13 protein-coding genes are annotated in these 18,148 nt (G+C 68.1%); 6 read left to right on the forward strand and 7 right to left on the reverse strand.

Annotated features, from left to right (window positions below):
* A complete protein-coding gene (locus tag OHB26_RS12580; protein ID WP_330185615.1) occupies positions 1 to 1,260 on the reverse strand; it encodes a polysaccharide biosynthesis protein in 1,260 nt (419 codons plus the stop codon).
* Between the two features lie 176 nt (positions 1,261 to 1,436).
* Complete coding sequence (locus OHB26_RS12585; RefSeq protein ID WP_330184351.1) at positions 1,437 to 2,615, reverse strand: DUF3068 domain-containing protein; 1,179 nt, start codon at positions 2,613 to 2,615, stop codon at positions 1,437 to 1,439.
* 189 nt (positions 2,616 to 2,804) lie between these two features.
* On the opposite strand from OHB26_RS12585, the gene OHB26_RS12590 reads away from it, so the two are divergent.
* Positions 2,805 to 3,989 (forward strand): acyltransferase family protein, encoded by a 1,185-nt coding sequence (locus OHB26_RS12590; RefSeq protein WP_442942927.1) that lies wholly within the window; start codon positions 2,805 to 2,807, stop codon positions 3,987 to 3,989.
* A 1-nt stretch (position 3,990) separates the two neighbouring features.
* Here the strand turns inward: OHB26_RS12590 and OHB26_RS12595 are convergent, their stop codons facing one another.
* Together OHB26_RS12595 and OHB26_RS12600 are read right to left on the reverse strand one after the other, a co-directional pair.
* A complete protein-coding gene (locus OHB26_RS12595; protein WP_330185617.1) occupies positions 3,991 to 8,391 on the reverse strand; it encodes an alpha-(1->3)-arabinofuranosyltransferase in 4,401 nt (1,466 codons plus the stop codon).
* A gap of 37 nt (positions 8,392 to 8,428) precedes the next feature.
* Positions 8,429 to 8,599, reverse strand: a complete 171-nt coding sequence (locus OHB26_RS12600; RefSeq protein WP_330184352.1) for a DUF2613 domain-containing protein — start codon at positions 8,597 to 8,599, stop codon at positions 8,429 to 8,431.
* Positions 8,600 to 9,095: 496 nt separating this feature from the next.
* On the opposite strand from OHB26_RS12600, the gene OHB26_RS12605 reads away from it, so the two are divergent.
* Entirely contained in the window at positions 9,096 to 10,412 is a 1,317-nt protein-coding gene (locus OHB26_RS12605) for an IS4 family transposase (protein WP_330182832.1), read from the forward strand.
* A gap of 36 nt (positions 10,413 to 10,448) precedes the next feature.
* Here the strand turns inward: OHB26_RS12605 and OHB26_RS12610 are convergent, their stop codons facing one another.
* Together OHB26_RS12610 and OHB26_RS12615 are read right to left on the reverse strand one after the other, a co-directional pair.
* The gene (locus OHB26_RS12610; RefSeq protein WP_330184353.1) at positions 10,449 to 11,540 is read right to left on the reverse strand and encodes an isochorismate synthase; all 1,092 of its coding nucleotides are present in this window, start codon (positions 11,538 to 11,540) and stop codon (positions 10,449 to 10,451) included.
* Between the two features lie 154 nt (positions 11,541 to 11,694).
* The gene (locus OHB26_RS12615; RefSeq protein WP_330184354.1) at positions 11,695 to 12,180 is read right to left on the reverse strand and encodes a universal stress protein; all 486 of its coding nucleotides are present in this window, start codon (positions 12,178 to 12,180) and stop codon (positions 11,695 to 11,697) included.
* A gap of 259 nt (positions 12,181 to 12,439) precedes the next feature.
* Between OHB26_RS12615 and OHB26_RS12620 the strand changes: the two genes are divergently transcribed.
* Both OHB26_RS12620 and OHB26_RS12625 read left to right on the forward strand, forming a co-directional pair.
* Complete coding sequence (locus OHB26_RS12620; RefSeq protein ID WP_330184355.1) at positions 12,440 to 12,880, forward strand: hypothetical protein; 441 nt, start codon at positions 12,440 to 12,442, stop codon at positions 12,878 to 12,880.
* A gap of 3 nt (positions 12,881 to 12,883) precedes the next feature.
* Complete coding sequence (locus OHB26_RS12625) at positions 12,884 to 14,095, forward strand: ADP-ribosylglycohydrolase family protein (protein WP_330184356.1); 1,212 nt, start codon at positions 12,884 to 12,886, stop codon at positions 14,093 to 14,095.
* A gap of 114 nt (positions 14,096 to 14,209) precedes the next feature.
* Here the strand turns inward: OHB26_RS12625 and OHB26_RS12630 are convergent, their stop codons facing one another.
* Positions 14,210 to 15,532, reverse strand: coding sequence for an acetyl-CoA C-acetyltransferase (locus OHB26_RS12630; protein WP_330184357.1), 1,323 nt, complete (start codon positions 15,530 to 15,532; stop codon positions 14,210 to 14,212).
* A 170-nt stretch (positions 15,533 to 15,702) separates the two neighbouring features.
* On the opposite strand from OHB26_RS12630, the gene OHB26_RS12635 reads away from it, so the two are divergent.
* Both OHB26_RS12635 and OHB26_RS12640 read left to right on the forward strand, forming a co-directional pair.
* Positions 15,703 to 17,061: a 3-oxoacyl-ACP reductase gene (locus OHB26_RS12635; RefSeq protein WP_330184358.1), complete on the forward strand. Its 1,359-nt coding sequence runs from the start codon at positions 15,703 to 15,705 to the stop codon at positions 17,059 to 17,061.
* Positions 17,061 to 17,927, forward strand: coding sequence for a MaoC family dehydratase (locus tag OHB26_RS12640; RefSeq protein ID WP_330185618.1), 867 nt, complete (start codon positions 17,061 to 17,063; stop codon positions 17,925 to 17,927). The genes OHB26_RS12635 and OHB26_RS12640 overlap by 1 nt, the downstream gene beginning before the upstream one ends.
* Positions 17,928 to 18,148 lie beyond the last annotated feature (221 nt).

The following is an 18,148-nucleotide window of genomic DNA, read 5'->3' on the forward strand; positions in this document are numbered from 1 at the left end:
CTAAACGCCGCTCGGTCCGAAATCGGGGATGCCGGAGTCGCTTTCGACGGTCTCGCGGGCGGTGCGCAGTGCCAGCACGGTGATGACCAGTGTCGTGAGCGCGGAGGTCGCGGTGGCGATGGTGATCAGACTCGATACCGAATGCGCGCAGCCGAGCATGATGCCGACTCCGATGGCCAGCCCCAACCAGGTGATGGCCGCGGGCGCGGTGCGATCCGTCGCGATCGCGGACAACAGCGCACCCTGCAACACCGCCAGCAGTGCGCCATTGAGGGCGAACAACCACAGCAGACCCTGCACCGGTGCGTAATCGCGCCCCGCGAGCAGTGGAGCGAGCGGTGCCGCGGCGGCCGCTCCGGCCACCGCCACCGCTCCGACCCCGGTCAGCACCGCGAGCGCGGACCGCACCGCGCGAGCCGAATGCTGCGGCTGTGCCATTCGCGGATACAGCACCACTCCGACCGCCTGCGGTAGCCAGAACGCGATCTTCGCCGCGATAGCTCCCAGCGCGTATCGCCCGGCATCGTTCTCGTCCAGCACAATCCGCGACACGATCAGATCCGCCGAGGACAGCGCCATCAGCGCCGCCTGCACCTGTGCCGCCCGGAAGACCGGCAGCACGTCGGCCCCGGACGTGAATCTCCGCGGCCGTCCGGCGGTGACCGCCGCGCGTGCTGTCGATGGATCCGCGCTCGTCGGCGGCTCCGCCGAATCATCGGGGGTGCCGCTGACCAGGGGTCGGCCGGTGCCGTCGACCAGGAGTCGGGCACCGAGTGCCGCGACCGCGATACCGATGGCCGCCGCGCACAGCGCCGCGGCGGTTCCGCCACCGGCGGCCAGCACCACGACCGCGGGTGTCACGCGCAGTATCCCCGCCCCGCCGAGCACGATCGCCAACTCCCGAAACCGGCTGCGCCCCTGCAGAATCCCCTGCTCGCCGGAGAGCAGTACCAGCACCGGCGCGGCGCACAGGGCGGCGGCCGAGGCCGGCAAGCCCACCGAGAGCACCGCGCTCACCACGGGTACCAGCGGCAGGGCCACCACCGCGACCAGTGCGGCGCAGCGCAGCGCGAGTCCCCGGGCGGCCGCGACCCCCGCTCCCCGCACGACTTCTCGTGCCACCACATTCTGCAGCGCGAGCGCGGGCACCGCGCAGAGCAACTGCACCGCGAGCAGACTCGCGAACGGACTGTATCCGGCCACCCCGAGCCATCGACTGGCCAGCAGTTGCAGCAGATATCCCGCCACATTCGCGGTCATGGCCCCCGCCGTCACCAACGTCAGATCCGCCACCACGGGTAGACGACGTACAACGGACACGCCCGCAATGCTCCCACCCACCCCGACGCCCGGCCCCGCCGCACCCCCACGACCCCCGGAAACGGGAGCGGCCCCGCACCTTCGGAAGGTGCGGGGCCGCCGTGGACTATGCCGGGTCAGGGGCGTTTATCCATATCGATCTGCTGAGTCTTGCTGATGTCGATCTGCTGGGTCGGCGCTTCCGAGAACGGGTCGGGCCGGGGTCCGCCGGTGGGGGCGGGGGCCGGGGTGACGCGGCGGACGGGGGTGCCGCCATTACCGTTGCCGCCGCCGAGCACACCGAAGACGATGCCCGCGATGAGGGCGATGGCGCCGATGATGCCGAAGGCGATCGGCAGGGTGCGGCCGTAGAGCGACAGCTTGTCGATGTTCTCCTTGGCGACCGAGATCTGCGATTCGATGGTCGGCTCGTCGAACAGCAGGGTCGCGTTGAGGACGGTCACCTCGGGCTTGTCGGCATTGCGCGCGTAGAACTGGTGGATCTTCTCGCCGCCCTTGATGACGGTGCCGGTCTTGGGCTCCACCCACACGTCACGGACGTTGGTGTAGAAGCGCGTCATGGTGACCGGGGTTTCGCCGCCTTCGACGCCCCACTTGTCGGCGGGCAGGGCCAGCTTGTTGGTGGGGGAGTTGACGACGGTGGAGAGATCGGTGACGGGGACGGTCTGCTGGAAGTGGTAGACCTTCATATCGTTGATCTCGGTCTCTTCGACGAAGTTGATGTCGAAGGTCTTGCGCGCGGTGATATCGAAGTACGGGTACGACTGCTTCTCGGTGCCGATCGGGAAGCGGTACTGCAGACCGGTGTGCTGCACCGGATCCATGACCGCATCGCCCTTCTTGTCGACCGTCGCGCCGATGGCGCCGTTCGGGCCGCCGTCGACCGAGTCGACGGGCATACCGTCCTTGCGGTCGATGGTGACGCGGTCCAGGGTGGCGGTGAGCAGGCCGGTATCGCCCTGCTTATCGGTGCGCCGCAGGGTCTGACCGGCCTGGATGGTCATCTCCGAGGCGTTCGCCGGATCTTCGATGGTGAGGAAGCGCTGTGAGAACAGCGGGACGTTGGTGTCCACCTTGGCCGCACCCGTGGGCGCGGTCAGCGACTTGGAGTCGAGGACTTCACTGGGGGCCCCTTGGACGTTCGTCGCGACGGTCGTGATCTCCAGGTCCAGCGGGGTCTTCGCCAGACGGCTCACCGTATAGGTGGGGATCATGATCGCGGCGACGAGCAGCAATGCACCCAGCCCCACGAGCAGGCAGGCCACGGTCCTTCGGGTACCGGCACTCAGTGCCATGCAGGTTCTCCTCGTCGTCGAACAGGTCGTTCCGATGAGCACTGCGGTCGCCGCACAGCACTCGTGAGCCCCGACACTAACAGCCGAGAGCCCCGAAGCGTCCTGCCGAGGCAGGAAAACATCACGAAACGCCCGTAAGTCAAACACGGGGTGCTCACACTCGGGAGTAACAAGGCAAACTGATCCTCGATGACCGCCACCCTGCATCCGCCCTCCGAACCGACCGAACCGGTCCGTTCGGACGCGCCACCGGCGGCACCGGATCGGCGGGCGATTCGCCGACCGGGCGTCTTCGTCCCAGCTCTGGAAGGTATGCGGGCCATGGCGGCGCTCGGCGTCATGGTCACGCACGTGGCCTTCCAGACCGGCGCCACCGGAACCCCGATCATCGGCCGGGTGCTGGAGCGCTTCGATATGGCGGTCGCCATCTTCTTCGCACTCTCGGGCTTCCTGCTGTGGCGACCGCACGCCGCCGCCGCGCGCGGACTCGGGCCCGCACCCGGGCCCGGGCGTTATCTACTGCATCGCGCCGCCCGCATCCTGCCCGCGTACTGGGTGGTGGTGTGCACGGTATTGATCCTGCTGCCCAGCGCCGCGCACACCGCGGGACTGCGAGTGTGGGTGGCGAATCTCGGTCTGGTGCAGGTCTATGTGCCGCTGACCCTCACCGATGGACTCACCCAGATGTGGAGCCTGTCGGTGGAAGTGGCCTTCTATCTTGTGCTTCCGCTGCTGGCGTTCGCGCTCGTCCGGTTGCGCGGCCCGCGCGCGCGGTGGCGGGTGCCGGTCGTGCTCGGTTTCGGCCTGCTCTGCCTGGGCTGGAATTTCCTACCGGTCCCCACCCCCGATGCCATCCATTCCGATAACTGGCTGCCCGGTTACCTCCCGTGGTTCGCCGCGGGGATGCTGCTGGCCGAACTCTCCGATCAGGACGCACCGCGCTGGCGGCGGATAGCGGGCGACCGCCGCCTGATGTGGCCGCTCGCGCTGGCGGCACTGCTGCTGGCCACGACCCGTGTGGCCGGACCGGAGGGTCTCACGCACGGGCAGCCCTGGCAGTACGCGAGCAAGATGGCGGTGGGCGCGATCATCGGATTCAGCCTGCTCGCGCCCCTGGTACTGCGTCCCGAGGTCCGGCATCGTTGGTTGGAGAGCGGCACCGCGGGCACCCTGGGCCGCTGGTCGTACGGAATCTTCATCTGGCACTTGGCCGTACTGTCGATCGTCTTCCCGGTCTTCGGAATCATCCCTTTCCGCGGGCATTTCATCCTGGTGTACCTGTTGACCGTGGCGTTCACGCTACCGCTGGCCGCCGCCAGTTTCGCGCTCATCGAGGAGCCGGTGCGGGTGTGGACCCGCCGCCACTTCGGCTGATTCAGCGGCGCCGGTTCGGCAGCGCCGAAAGACCCAGGGCCACAATCGCCATCAGTGCGGGGAACTGCACCCACAGGGACGCTCCCATATATCCCTCGGGTGATCGCCAGGGACCGGTGGAGAGTGCCGCCGCCGAGATCGCGGTGCCCACGGTGGCAATCGCGACCAGGGGCAGCTGCCGATCGCGCGGGAGGAATCGCATCGCGATCAGACCCAGTGCGGTGAGCACGATTCCGGTCGGACCGGCGATAAGCCCGGCGGCCGCCGCCAATCCGATCGCGCCGACGGCACGGCTGCGCCAGGTACGCGGGGCGGGACCCGCATCGCGCATGGGCGTGCGTGCGCCCCGGAAAGCGAGCACCGCGAGCGGAATCAACAGCAGCAGTCCACCGAAGATCGCGTACCGGTACCAGCGGTCCGCCGGGAACTCGACCGAGATCGGACCCTTCGTCCCGGGAGGAAGTAGCCAGGCCTGCTGCCAGCCGTCGATCACGACGGGCTTCAGCTCATGTCCGTCGGCGGTGGTCGCCTGCCAGCCCACATTGGTGCTCAGCGGCAGGATCAGCAGTCGTGTGCCGGTGGGCGCCCGCACCCCCGGCGGATTCGCGATCGGCGCTGCGCCAGAATCCGGCACCGGGAGAGTGCGATTCAGGCGCAGCTCGTCGACGGTGAACAGGTCGGTCGGCGCGACCGTCACATCGATACTGCCGGTGGGCAGGTCGAAATCCACCGCGTCGTCGGCGGGCACGGTGCTGTTCTCGGAGTTGTTCCGCGCGGCTTCGGCGTATTCGTCCGCAGTGCAAACGCGCGCCGGAATCGGTGCGCCGGAACGCAATTCGGCGGCGGTACCGATGACGGTGGTGTGCAGGGTGCGACCCGCGGCGGCAAGGGTGGGGCCGTGCGCGCAATCGATGGCGATCGGGCGGTCCGGTGCGGCGGATGTCGGATAGTCGGGGCCGAGTACCGAGACCTCGGCCAGCCCGGCGGGCTGCTCCTGCGCGAAACCCAGTGCGGTGCGGTCGAGTACGGCATCCCAGGTCTGAATGCTGAGCTCGATACGGTCGGTGAGGTACGGATGCAGTTCGATCCGGCTGGGGACGCCGGAGGCCGGGTCCACCTCGCGAACCTGCGGTCCGTCACCGAGATTCACCGAGACCGAGGTCGGGTGCGCGGGCAGATCGCCCAGGGCGGGCGTGATCTCCAGCCCGGTGACCAGGGTCGGCTCCGGAAGTTCCAGGGTGAGTGTGGGTTTCCCGCCGGTCTGTTCGCGCACCGTGGTCTCCGGGGCGGTCCACGAGGTGCGCGGGTCGCCGTCGGTGGCGGCGAGCGCCGAGCCGCGCGGGTCGGCCACGTCGGCCTGGCCGCGCGCCGCGGGCCGATCGCGCTCGGTGAGCAGGGCTTCCAGGGCGGGACCGGGCCGGGTGCGGACCATGAGATCCGGTGTCACCGTGACTGGTTCGGGCACCTGCAGGGTCCGCTCGAACAGGCCGGGCTCCTCGGCGGAGAGCGCGAGGGCCTTGCTGCAGCGCACGCGATCGGGGGAGTCGAAACACGCGCTGCGGCCGGGGAACTCCTGGCCCAGCTGCCATCCCCGCACCTGCGCCCCGACCGGAGTGGGCGGCAGCACCGTGCGATGCCGGATATCCACGGGCACCGGATTGTCGCGGTCGGAGTAGTCCTCGATACTCAGTTCGCTGATGCCGAATTGCCCACCCGCACTGCCATTTTCGGTGCTGGCAGCGGTGATCTGAATCCAATCGGTCTTGCCCGGCAGCAGTGCGATCGACACCGGCGCACCGGGTTCGGTGATGCGCGCCGAGACGGTTCCCTTGGAGGTCTTCACCTCCACCCATTTCACCGGGCTGCCGATCGCGGCGGCGCTGGTGGTCAACCGCAGCACCGCCGAGGTCACCGGCTTATCGAGATCGAGCCGAAGCCATTGTCCCCGTGCGTGTTCGATGCCATTGCTGATCCACGCGGTGGAGGGGTCGCCGTCGACCACGGCAGCCGTGGAGCTGGCCGGCGCGGCTCCGCCGAGTTGGGTGGCATCGGCGGCGGAGCTGGAGGCCGTGATGGTGGCTCCCGACCATTCGCCCCGCACCAGCGGCGTTCCGGGGACCGGATAGTCCGGCACCAGATTGTGGGTGCGGCGCGCATCGGCGGGCCCGCGCAGGGCCGAATTGTGGTTGTCGACGCGCCCGAAATCGGTTTCCCGGTCCATGGGCGTATCGGTGATGGTGACCGCCTGTGGCGGCAATCCGGCCTGGACCGCATCGGCGGCCAGCAGGGCCGGGCCGCCGGGTGTCGCGGGATTGCGCCGGAGTCGCTCGATCGCCTCCGGTCCGCCCTGTACGACGGGCAGGCTGTCCAGCGGCAGCGTGTACGAACCGGGGAACGATCCTGGCGCGCCGACTCCGCTGCGCAGTTCCACCGGTGTGCCGGATGAATCGCGAGCGGCAGCATCGGCGCCCGGTGCGATAGTCCCGCTGCCGGTGGGAGTTCCGGGCGGCCGGGTGTCGACCCGGTAGATCTCGATCGCGGGGTAATCGGGTCGCAGATCCTCGTCCGCGACCAGCCCTTCCACGTGTCCGGTCGCGATCGGGTCGCCGAATTGCGCGACCTTCGTCAGCCCCGGCGACCCTTCGATCGCCTGGTGCGCGAGCATGGGCCGGGTCGAGCGGGAGGTCTCCGGGTCGAGATCGTTGCGCAGCACCAGGATTCCGATGCCCTGGTCGATGAGGGCGGCCGCCAGTCCGGCCGACGGTCGCCCGTCGGCGATGAGCCGCTGCACCGAATCCATGGCGCGAATGGCTCCGGGCGGATTCAGCGGTACCGAATCCCGTACCGCCCAGGGCGTACTCGCCAGCGCCTGGAGTGGTTCGTCGCGGGTCAGACCCCAGGTCTGACTGCCGAAGGGTGCACCGGGCACCACCAGCGCGCGGGTGTCGGATGCGTTGTGCGCCAGCCAATCCGCAGTCTGTTGCCAGTATCCGGGCACCTGGTCATAGGACCCGCGCGGTGCGAGTTTGCCGGTCCACGCCAGTGCGGTGGACAGTGCCAGCGCGGTCAGGATCAGCGCGCCGACGGCCACCATCTTGTCGCGCTCGGGATATGCGAAGGCCCTGCGCCACAACGGCATCGGAACGGACGCGGGCAGCGGCACCCGGCTCAGCAGATGTGCGAGCCCGAGCACGAGCGGCAACCGGATGAGCGGTTCGAGCTTGTGCACATTGCGCAGCGGTGCGCCCCCGGAGTCCAGGAAGGTCCGCACCTGCTCCGCGAATGGCCCGCCGAGTTCACCCGCGTAACCGGCGCAGATTCCGACCAGGCCGACGCAGAGGATCAGGACGAACCGCCCCCGTCCCGGCATGGACCGCATCGCCAGACCCGCGATACCCGCGGCCGCGAGCATGCCGGTCGCCAGGACGGCGGCGGGCTGGGTGACCAGGACCGCGCCCGCGATCCGCTCGGGTGAGACGAATGGCGTCCAACTGTCCGTGCCGCGCAATACCTCGCCCAGCGAAGCCCACTGTGTGGTCACCCCGGACGATTCGATGAAGTCCAGGAACGGCGGACTCACCTTGCCCAGCAACAGCAGGGGCACCACCCACCAGAAGGTGGCCAGCACCAGCATCGGAATCCAGGCCCGGGTGAATCGCCACCACGCCTTGTTCGGCCGATACGACAGCCACCACAGCGCGGCGGGCAGGAATGCGGCCGCGGTGGCGACCGCGTTCACAGAACCCATGAGCGCCAACGCCATTGCGCTTCCGGCGGGGGTGGCCGCCCCACGCCGAGCCCCCTTGCCATTGGGAGCGAACCAGTTCGCCACGCGGCTGCGCTCGGTCGCGACCGATTCGGCGGCGTGCGAGTCGGCCGCGTCCGTCCCGCGCAGCGCCACCCCGAGCGCGGCGGGCGCGAGCAGTACCCACGGCGCGAGCATCATGGGCAGCGTCTCGGACGAGATCGAGCCGAGGGTGGTGAGTACGCGCGGGGAGAGTGCGAAGGCGACCGCCGCGATGATCCGGGATCCGCGACTGCCTATGCCGAGCGTTTCACAGAGCCGGATGATCCCCCAGAATCCGGCGAGCAGCAGTAGCGCCCACCAGATGCGCTGGGTGACCCAGGCGGGCAGGCCGAGAATGTGACCGAGCGAGAAGAAGGCCCCGTGCGGGAAGAAGTATCCGTACGCCTGGTTCTGCACCTGCCCCATCGGGGCCTGACTGCTCCACAGGTGGCTGGCGCGCTCGAGGAAGCCGAGCGGATTCTGCGCCAGATCGTATTTGGTGTCCGCGACGGTGCGGCCCGGTGCCTGCAAAAAGGTCAGCAGGAAGGCGGCGAGCACACTGCCGAGCAGCCAGCGGCGGCCCAGCGGTGCGGTATTCGGCGACCGGTCTCCGATCGAGCCGGTCGCGGCGGTGGTATCGGAGGTCAGCCGGTCAGCGCGCGCCGTACTCAACGTTATTGAGCAGCGACGAGCCGGCGTCGCCGCTCCGGTCGATGTCGGGGCGCTTGTCCTGCGAGGCCGCCATCGTGATCACCAGGACTGCGGCCAGCCCGACCAAGGCTCCGCCGGCAGCGCTCGCTACACCAGGAACGGCAAACTTCATCGCGGACTCCCATACATCGACGCATGCGTACAACTCGAGCAAACCTACCGTATCTATTTGCCCTCCGCTTCGCTCCGGGCGGGGGCTGCGGCCCTGGAGTCTCGGTTCTTCCCTCGCTCCGCTCCCCCGCTCCGCTCCCCCGCTTCGCTCCTCCGCTCCACTCAGTCCAGAACCGAGACGGCCGCAGCCCTTGGCGTGTTTGTTTTCGGGGTTGTTCGGGCGCGGGGGGTTGTGGGCTGGTGGGGAGGGTGCGCAGTTTGGCGGTGGTTTCGCTCAGTTCGGAAGTGAGATGGCGGCGGTTTTTGGCGTGTTTGTTTTTCGGGGTTATTCGCAATGCCGCGCAGTTAGCGGTTGGGGATGCCTGTCAAGCGAGTGTCGTTGCGGGACTTGACATGTTGTGAAACGAGACAGCGGAACTACTGGTAGAGAGGTTTTGTCCTCCAAGACAAACCGTCCACCGGGAGTTCCGCTGTCTGTTCAGTCTGTCATCAAACATGTGTCGGTGGTAGCGGCGGGGGTGTTCGCGCCGGGTCATCTGGGGGAGTTGACCCAGATCGTGCCATTCGAAATGGTCGACGCCGCAGTGGAATCGGGGCGAGCGAGACAGAGGCGGGTGCGGGATCTACCCTCGCGGGTGGTGGTGTATCTGCTGTTGGCCGGGGCGTTGTTCACCGAGCTCGGCTACACCCAGGTATGGGCCCGGATGGTCGCGGGCCTGGACGAAATCCTCGTGGCCCGCCCCGGTTCCTCGGCCTTGGCCCAGGCCCGCCGCCGAGTCGGTGCCGCACCGTTGCGGGAGTTGTTCGGGCTGCTCGCCGGTCCCGCTGCCGGCGCGGCCCGATGGCGCGGCCTGTTGGTCTGTGCGGTCGACGGCACCACCATGTTCGTGTCCGACTCCGCCGCCAACGCGGGTACCTTCGCCCGTCAGGGCGGCGGCAACGGCGACTCGGGGTATCCGATGCTGCGACTGCTCGCGGTGGTGGCGTGTGGCACCCGCACCGTCATCGACGTCGTGTTCGGCACCTCGGGTGTCTCCGAGATCGCCTATGCCCCAAAGCTTTTCCGATGCCTGCACGAGGGGATGTTGTTGCTGGCGGACCGCAACTTCGCCAGCGCCGCGCTGATCGGACAGATCGCGCAAACCAAAGCCGACCTGCTGATCCGTGACAAGACCAACCGTGTGATGCCGTTGATCGAGCGGCTGCCCGACGGGTCGTGGCTCGCGGTGAAGGGTCCGGTAGTTCTGCGGGTAATCGACGCCGACATCGCGCTCACCCCGAAAGGCGGACCACCCCGCCGCGAACGCTACCGGTTGCTCACCACCTTGACCGACCATCACCGCTACCCGGCGATGGAGCTGGTGCGGCTCTATCACCAGCGCTGGGAGATCGAAACCACCTACGCGGAACTGAAATCGACCATGCTCGGCGGCCGGGTACTGCGCGCCCGCACACCCGCCGGGATCGACCAGGAGGTCTATGCCCTGCTGAGCACTTACCAAGCGCTGCGCATCGCCATCGCCGACGCCACACACCCGCAGGCCATACCCCTGCAAGCCAGCTTCTCCATTGCACTCAATACCGCCCGCGACCAGGTCGTGGCTGCCGCCGCGGTCATCGCCGACACCGCCGTCGACCTGGTCGGACGGATCGGCCGCACGGTCTTGGCCGACCTCCTGCCCGCACGCCGACCACGCCAAAGCCCCCGCGTCGTCAAGCGAGCGATCTCCAAACACCGCGCCAAAGGCGCCATCGACCGCACCAATTATCCCACCGTCACCATCACCATCAACCTGCGAAAACACCCGAGTTGACCGCAGACAGGTCGGCCTAACTGCGCGGCATTGGGGTTATTCGGGCACGGTGCATTGCAGGCTGCCGAGGAAAGTGCGCAGTTTGGCGGTGGTTTCGACCAGTTCGGTCTGTGGATCGGAGGCCGCGACGATGCCGCCGCCGCCGAAGGCGCGCAGTGAGCGGCCGTCGGCGGAGAGTTCGGCGCATCGGATGGCGACCACCCATTCGCCGTCACCGTGGGCATCGCACCAGCCGACCGCGCCGCTGTAGAAACCGCGGTCGCCTTCCAGATCGCAGATGGCGTCCAGTGCCAGGGTGGTCGGGGTGCCGCAGATGGCGGGTGTCGGGTGCAGTAGTACGGCCAGATCGAGGGCGGTCATGGCGGGGTCACGCAGTTCGGCGGTGATGGGTGTGGCCAGATGCCAGACCTCGGGGGTGTGCAGCAGTTCGGGGCCGTCCGGAATAGTGAGCTCACTGCAGACGGGTGTGAGCTGCTCGCGAATCCACTCCACGACATAGGCGTGTTCTTCGCGATTCTTACTGCTGGACAGCAGTTCCCGCGCCTGCGCCGCATCGGCGTCCGGATCCGCGAGCCGGGGGAGGGTTCCGGCGAGCGGGCGCAGGGTGACCTTGCGCCCGTGCCGGGCGACCAGGACTTCGGGTGTCGCGCCCAGCAGGGTCTCCCCGGGCCGCCCGGCGGGGGTGAGGTCGACGGCGTACACATTGGCGCGCGGATGCCGGGTGACCAGGTGCGCGGCCACCACCTCCGGTTCCAAGGGCGTTTCGGCTTCGGCGAGGAGTGAGCGCGCCGCCACCACTTTGCGCAGCGGCTGCTCGGGATCGGAGAGTTGTTCGACCAGTTTCGTCACCCGCGCCACATGCTCTGCGGCACTGGGCATTTCGGAGACGACTCGCACTCGCGGCAGTTCGGGCAGGGCGGCGGGTCGCCACGGTCCGGCGGTGCGCAGGGCCCGTTCGGGTGCGCAGAGGGCGGCCGGTCGGCGCGGATCGAACGGCAGTGCCCCGACGATCAGGTCGGTGTCCCCGGCGCGCAGCGCCGACAATGCGGCGGCGGCCGCATCGAAGGCGATACGGGTGCCGGTGGTGCGCACCACGCCATTGGGTGTCGCGAGCAGAAATCCGTCCATGGTCTCCCGACCATAGTCCGCGATCCGGGTGTCGAAATCGGTAGAGCGACCGATATCTCTGTCGCACCGATCACATCCGCGCCGAGGGCGCTCCGGAGCCGGTGTGGCGCTGCGATTTCCATCGCATCAGCGCAGCTCGGCGGGGTGCTGGCGGTCAGTGCTTCGGGGCGGGCTCACGTCCGGGCGGCACCATCAGCACCGGGCGATGGCAGTGTTTGAGTACCGCGTCCGCGACGCTGGAGTGCATCAGCGCGCGAATTCCGGTGGCGCCGCGGGTGCCCGCCACAATGATGTCCACATCCAGCTCGTCGGCCACCTCGACAATGGCGTTCCAGATGGTGGTGGTGCATTCGACGGTGCGCGCCTCGGCATTGAGCCCGGCGAGCTTGGCCAGTCGTACGCCCTCGGAGTTGATGGTTTTCGCGTCGACGTACGCGATGTCCTCGATCTCGTCGTCGGGCGTCCACTCCGGCTGCATGACTCCCGAGAGTCCGGAGAGTCGAGCGGCCTGGCGCGCCATGGGTTCCCAGGCGGTGAGGACCACGGCTCTGTTCGCGGCCAGGAACCGTCCGGCGTATTCGACGGCGCGGCGCGCATTCTCGGACCCGTCGTACGCGATGAGCATCAAATCGCACGGCATGACGAACCTCCTGATGGGAACGCATGTCTCTACCGTGAGATTACCCCGGGAAGTGTGGTGTAAGCGGACTTGCCGACGCCTGTCCGTCGCGGGTTGTCCACAGTTTGCGAACGATTCACCCAAATCAGTGGTGGGATACGCGGCTCCGGTTTTCACTGACATGTGTCGGTTTCCACCGACGTGTCGGCATCGATTCATATGCCGGCTCCCGACATCGTCGTCATTGCAGCAGAGCCCGGACGAGGGGTGGATTGTGCGGTTGGACGAGCTGACTACCCCGCAGGAATGGGCGAGTGTGTACCGCTCCCTGTTCGGCCTGCCGCATGTGCATGTCACCACCCCCGGCTTCGTGGTGCTACCCCTGGTCGACACCATTGCCGCCTTGAATACCCCGGAACCGTTGGGCGCGTTGATACTCGGCGAACTGACGGTACGCGGTGTGCCCGGCCCCGTGCTGGTGCGCGAACGCCCGCCGCGGCGTACATTCCTGGCGATGTTCGACGGGTATCCCTCCGACGAATGCCTCGAACGCTTGGAGCGCAACAGCGTGGACATCGGCCCGCATCGAAGTAATGTCATCCTGCCCACCGGATTCGGGCGGCACACCCATGAGGGCAGGTGGTGGGCGCGCGCACCGCATCGCGACGAATCGCTACCCCTGCTGTCCGAAGTGCTCGACGCCACCATCGCGGTGCTGTGAGCCGTGTCCTCGATCGAAGCGGCCGTCTTCGGCCATCACGAAGCCGATCCTCGGGCCCTGCTCTACTACGAATGGTGTCAACGAGGTGAATCCGGTTATGCGGTGGCGGATTTCGCCGAGGACGTGAACGAATTATCGCTGGCGGACCGGCCCATGGACGCGGCCTGCTGGCGACTATTGGATCGCGTCGAATCGGCCGCCCGCGTACCGGAGTGGCCGTACTTCGAATGGATCGATACCGGCGGGGATCCGAATATCATTGGCGTAGCCCGTGATTCGCCCGCATATCCGACCCCCGCCGACTATTCCCGTGCTGAACTGTACGACCGGATTCACGGCGGCTGGCTGGGCCGATGTGCGGGCTGTGCACTCGCCGGACCGCACGATACCGGTGTAATCGGTTGTCCCCGTGACGAAAACCTGGACTACACCATTCTGGGTCTGCATCTGCTGGAGCAGTACGGTACCCATTTCATCGCCGATGATGTCGCCGCCCTCTGGTTGGAGCGCCTGCCCTTCCTGCGCACCTCCACCGCCGAGCGGGTCGCCTATCGCAATCTCATCGACGGATTCCTGCCACCGGATACCGCCAGTTACCGAAATCCCTACCGGGAGTGGCGCGGTGCGCTGGTCCGCGCGGATATCTACGGCTACACCAATCCGGGTAACCCGGCCCGCGCCGCCGAACTGGCGGCCCGGGACGCCGCTATCTCACACACCGGCAATGGTTTATGGGCGGCGAGATGGGCCGCCGCATTGGTGGCGGCGGCCTTCACCGCCGAACGTCCACCGGAGGCGCTGGCCCGCGCGCACACCGTGATCCCCGCGAATTCCCGGCTGGCGGTGGCGCTCTCGGAGGTGGTCGACGATCACGCGCACAATCTGGCCTGGCAGCATGCCGTCACCGGTATCCACACCCGGCATGCGCGGTACAACCGCCTGCACGCCGTCGGCAATGCCTGCTTGGTCGCCGCCGGCTTACTGTGGGGCGAAGGCGATTTCACCGAGACGGTACAGCTGGTCGTGCGCTCCGGCTGGGATGTGAACACCAATGCCGCCACCGCCGGATCCATCGCGGGCATCCTCACCGGAGCCGCGCATATCCCCGCCCACTGGACGGACCCCCTGGAGAACACCCTGCACAGCGCGGTGACCGGTTACCCGTCGACCCGAATCTCCGACCTGGCCATCAGAACCCACCATCTGCTCCCTTGACGAAGGTGGATTCCGGCCGAAAGCAAGCCGGGATGCCGGGGTGGGGCGCGCCCGATCAGACGAAAGGCGGTGCCCGGCTCGGATGAGCCGGGCACCGCTTCGAACTACCGGTGTTTAGCGCTCGACGATCGCGACGACGCCCTGGCCGCCCGCGGCGCAGATGGAGACGAGCGCGCGCCCGCCGCCGTTCTCCGCCAGCATCTTCGCGGTGGAGGCGATGATGCGGCCGCCGGTCGCGGCGAACGGGTGGCCCGCCGCCAGCGAGGAGCCGTTCACATTCAGCTTGCCGCGGTCGATGGAGCCCAGCGCGCCGTCCAGGCCCAGGCGCTCCTTGCAGTACTGGTCCGATTCCCAGCCCTGCAGGGTGGCGAGCACCACCGAGGCGAAGGCCTCGTGGATCTCGTAGAAGTCGAAGTCCTGCAGTGTCAGGCCATTTCGGGCCAGCATGCGCGGCACCGCGTAGGTCGGGGCCATGAGCAGCCCATCCGGTCCGTGGATGTAGTCGACGGCGGCGACCTCGGAGTCGACCAGGTAGGCCAGCGGCGACAGGTTGTGCGCGGCGGCCCACTCATCGCTCGACAGCAGCACGGTGGAGGCGCCGTCGGTGAGCGGGGTCGAGTTGCCCGCGGTCATGGTGGCGTCGCCCGCCTTGACGCCGAAGACCGGCTTGAGCGTCGACAGCTTCTCGATGGTCGAGCCCGGACGCAGGTTGTCATCGCGGGTCAGCCCGAGGAACGGGGTCACCAGATCGTCGAAGAAGCCGCGGTCGTACGCGGCGGCCATATTCCGGTGCGACAGGTAGGCCAGCTCGTCCTGCGCCTCGCGGGCGATGCCGAATTCCTTGGCGGTGATGGCGGCGTGCTCACCCATCGAGAGTCCGGTGCGCGGTTCGGCATTGCGCGGGATCTCGATGCCGACCATGGACGGGCGCAGGCGGCCGACCAGCTTGGCGTAGTCCTTGTTGTTCTTGGCGCGGTTGGCGTCGAGCATCCACTCGCGCATGCTCTCGCTGACGCCGATCGGCGCGTCCGAGGTGGTGTCGGTGCCGCCGCCGATACCTGCTTCGAAGCGGCCCAGCGCGATGCCGTCGGCCACGGTCTGAATGGCCTGCAGGCCGGTGCCGCAGGCGAGCTGCAGATCATGCGCCGGGGTGTAGGGGGACAGGGTGGAGCCGAGCACGCTCTCGCGGATCATGCCGTGCTCGCCGACGCGCTTGAGGACCGCGCCGCCGACGACCATGCCCAGGCGCTCGCCCTGCAGCCCGAAGCGGCTGACCAGACCGTTCAGCGCGGCGGTGAACATGTCCTGGTTGGAGGCGTGCGCGTACTTGCCGTCGGAGCGGGCGAACGGAATCCGGTTGCCGCCGAGGATTGCGACAGGCTTGGCCTGCTTTGCGGTCTTGGCCGCGGGCTTCGCCGAACGGGCTTTGGTGGTCACTCGAGTCTCCAGTGTCTCGTCGGGTGGATTTCCGTACTCGCACGATCCGGGGGACCGGCGCTGGTCGGTTTACATTAAACTTACTCTGGAGTAAGTTCATTTGTCGACACCGTACCCCGCGTTTGTGCGCGACATCGCCCCCGGGGCCTAGACAAGAGAAGGTAGGAACAGTGGCAGCCAGCAAGAGCAAGGGCGCTCCCAACCTGTACGGATCTTTCATCCACTCTGCTCCCGGCGCGTTCCTGGCGAGCAAACTGGGTCTGCCGCAGCCGGAGAACCTGCGCCGCTATGTCGCCGGCCAGCCGGCCCTCCCGGGTCCGGTACTGATCGGCGGTAAGGGCCGGGTCGCCGACGCTGCCCGAAACCTGCTGTCGGACTACACCTTCGCCGATTCGGTCACCCCGGGCACCAAGCTCGGCGCGCTGGTCTTCGACGCCACGGGCATTCGCACCATCGAAGAGCTGCAGCAGCTGTTCGACTTCTTCCAGCCCGCCATGCGCAGCCTCGCCGCGTCCGGTCGCGTGCTGGTCATCGGCACCACCCCCGAGCTGACCGCGAGCGTCGACGAGCAGATCGCCCAGCGCGCGCTCGAGGGCTTCAGCCGCTCGGTCGCCAAGGAGCTGCTGCGCGGCGCCACCGGCAACCTGGTGTACCTGCACCCCGAGGCCGCCGCCACCGCCACCGGCCTGGAATCCACGCTGCGCTTCATCCTTTCGGGCAAGTCGGCCTTCGTCGACGGCCAGGTGTTCCGCGTCGGCAAGGACGACTCCACCGCCCCGGCCAGCTGGGACAAGCCCCTCGCGGGCAAGGTCGCCGTGGTCACCGGCGCCGCGCGCGGCATCGGCGCGACCATCGCGGAGGTGTTCGCTCGCGACGGTGCCACCGTGATCGTCGCCGATATCCCGGCCGCCGGCGAGGCGCTCTCCGAGACCGCCAACAAGGTCGGCGCGACCGCCCTCGCGCTGGACGTCACCGCTCCCGACGCCGCCGAGAAGCTGGCCGAGTTCGCCACCAAGCGCTTCGGCGGTATCGACATCGTCGTGCACAACGCCGGTATCACCCGCGACAAGCTGCTCGCGAATATGGACGAGGGCCGCTGGAACTCGGTCATCAACGTGAATCTCGCCGCGCCGCACCGCATTACCGAGGGCCTGGTCGCCGCGGGTGCGCTCAAGTCCGGTGGCCGCGTCATCGACGTCTCCTCCATCGCCGGTATCGCGGGCAACCGCGGCCAGACCAACTACGGCGCCTCCAAGGCCGGTGTCATCGGCATGGTGAACGCCGAGGCGCCGAAGCTGGCCGAAAAGGGCATCACCATCAATGCCGTCGCGCCGGGCTTCATCGAGACCGCCATGACCGCCGCCATCCCGCTGACCACCCGTGAGGCCGGTCGCCTGATGAGCTCGCTGCTGCAGGGCGGTCAGACCGTCGACGTCGCCGAGACCATCGCCTACTTCGCCTCGCCGGCGTCGAACGCGGTGTCCGGCAATATCGTTCGCGTCTGTGGCCAGAGCCTGATCGGAGCATGATGAGCCAGACCATCACGCTCGGCGAGGTGCCGAAGAACTCCAGCCTGTTCGTCAAGGCCGCGCTCGGTGCGGTGCCGGTGCCCGGCCTCTCGAACCGTCCGTCGAAGCTGCCGGACCGCGTCGTGCGGCTGGAGGGCTTCAAGGTCGACCCGGATCACCTGGCCGCCTACTGCCACGCCACCGGACAGCGCTTCGGTGACGCGCTGCCGCTGACCTACCCGTTCGTGCTCAGCTTCCCGCTCGCCATGCAGCTGGTCGTCGCCCGCGACTTCCCGTTCGTGGCGGTCGGCGCGGTGCACGCGGAGAACGTGATCGAGCGGACCCGGGAGATCTCGGTCGCCGAACCCCTCGATTTCGAGACTCATATCGAGAACCTGCGCGAGCACCCCAAGGGCCTGCTCGTGGACGCCATCACCGAGGTGAGCGTGGGCCGGGAACTGGTGTGGCGGCAGGTCACCACCTTCCTGCATCAGCAGCGCACCTCGCTCTCGGGTGGACCCAAGCCCGAGCCGAAGCCGGACGAGGTTCCGCCGCCGCCGCTGCGCACGCTGCGGGTGGATCAGAAGATGATCAACCGGTACGCCGCGGCCTCCGGTGATCACAATCCGATCCACACCTCCGCATTGGGCGCCAAGGCTTTCGGGTTCCCGAAGCCGATCGCGCACGGAATGTGGTCGGCCGCGAACATTCTCGCCAACCTCGAGGGCCGCATTCCCGAGAAGACCACGTACGCGGTCAAATTCGGGAAGCCGATCCTGTTGCCGTCGACGGTCAACGTCTACGCCGACAAGGTCGCGGGCGGTTGGGATCTCGCCCTGAAGAACCCCAAGAAGGGCTACCCGCACCTCACCGCCACCCTCCGCTGATTCGGACCGCCATCGTCCCCCCGGTGGCGGTGGCACACCGAAGCCATTCCGGCGCACCCGGTATGGCAAGTTGGAGACAGTTTCACAGCAGACTTGGGGTCGCGCAGCGGCGATGGTTCTCGAACCATCGCGGCGGCCGCCTACCACAGGTAGGGTCGGGCCGCCGATAGCGATCGGCCCCATCGGGGCGGGGCGAGAGCCGCGCACCGCTTCACCACCGT

This window comes from Nocardia sp. NBC_01503 (assembly GCF_036327755.1).
In the GTDB taxonomy this organism is placed as follows: domain Bacteria; phylum Actinomycetota; class Actinomycetes; order Mycobacteriales; family Mycobacteriaceae; genus Nocardia.

Bases quoted from the DNA above. Each gene is read 5' to 3' on its own strand.
- OHB26_RS12580 (WP_330185615.1), bottom strand. From the start codon at position 1,260: ATGACCGCGAATGTGGCGGGATATCTGCTGCAACTGCTGGCCAGTCGA.
- OHB26_RS12585 (WP_330184351.1), bottom strand. From the start codon at position 2,615: ATGGCACTGAGTGCCGGTACCCGAAGGACCGTGGCCTGCCTGCTCGTG.
- OHB26_RS12590 (WP_442942927.1), top strand. From the start codon at position 2,805: ATGACCGCCACCCTGCATCCGCCCTCCGAACCGACCGAACCGGTCCGT.
- OHB26_RS12600 (WP_330184352.1), bottom strand. From the start codon at position 8,599: ATGAAGTTTGCCGTTCCTGGTGTAGCGAGCGCTGCCGGCGGAGCCTTG.
- OHB26_RS12610 (WP_330184353.1), bottom strand. From the start codon at position 11,540: ATGGACGGATTTCTGCTCGCGACACCCAATGGCGTGGTGCGCACCACC.
- OHB26_RS12615 (WP_330184354.1), bottom strand. From the start codon at position 12,180: ATGCCGTGCGATTTGATGCTCATCGCGTACGACGGGTCCGAGAATGCG.
- OHB26_RS12640 (WP_330185618.1), top strand. From the start codon at position 17,061: ATGAGCCAGACCATCACGCTCGGCGAGGTGCCGAAGAACTCCAGCCTG.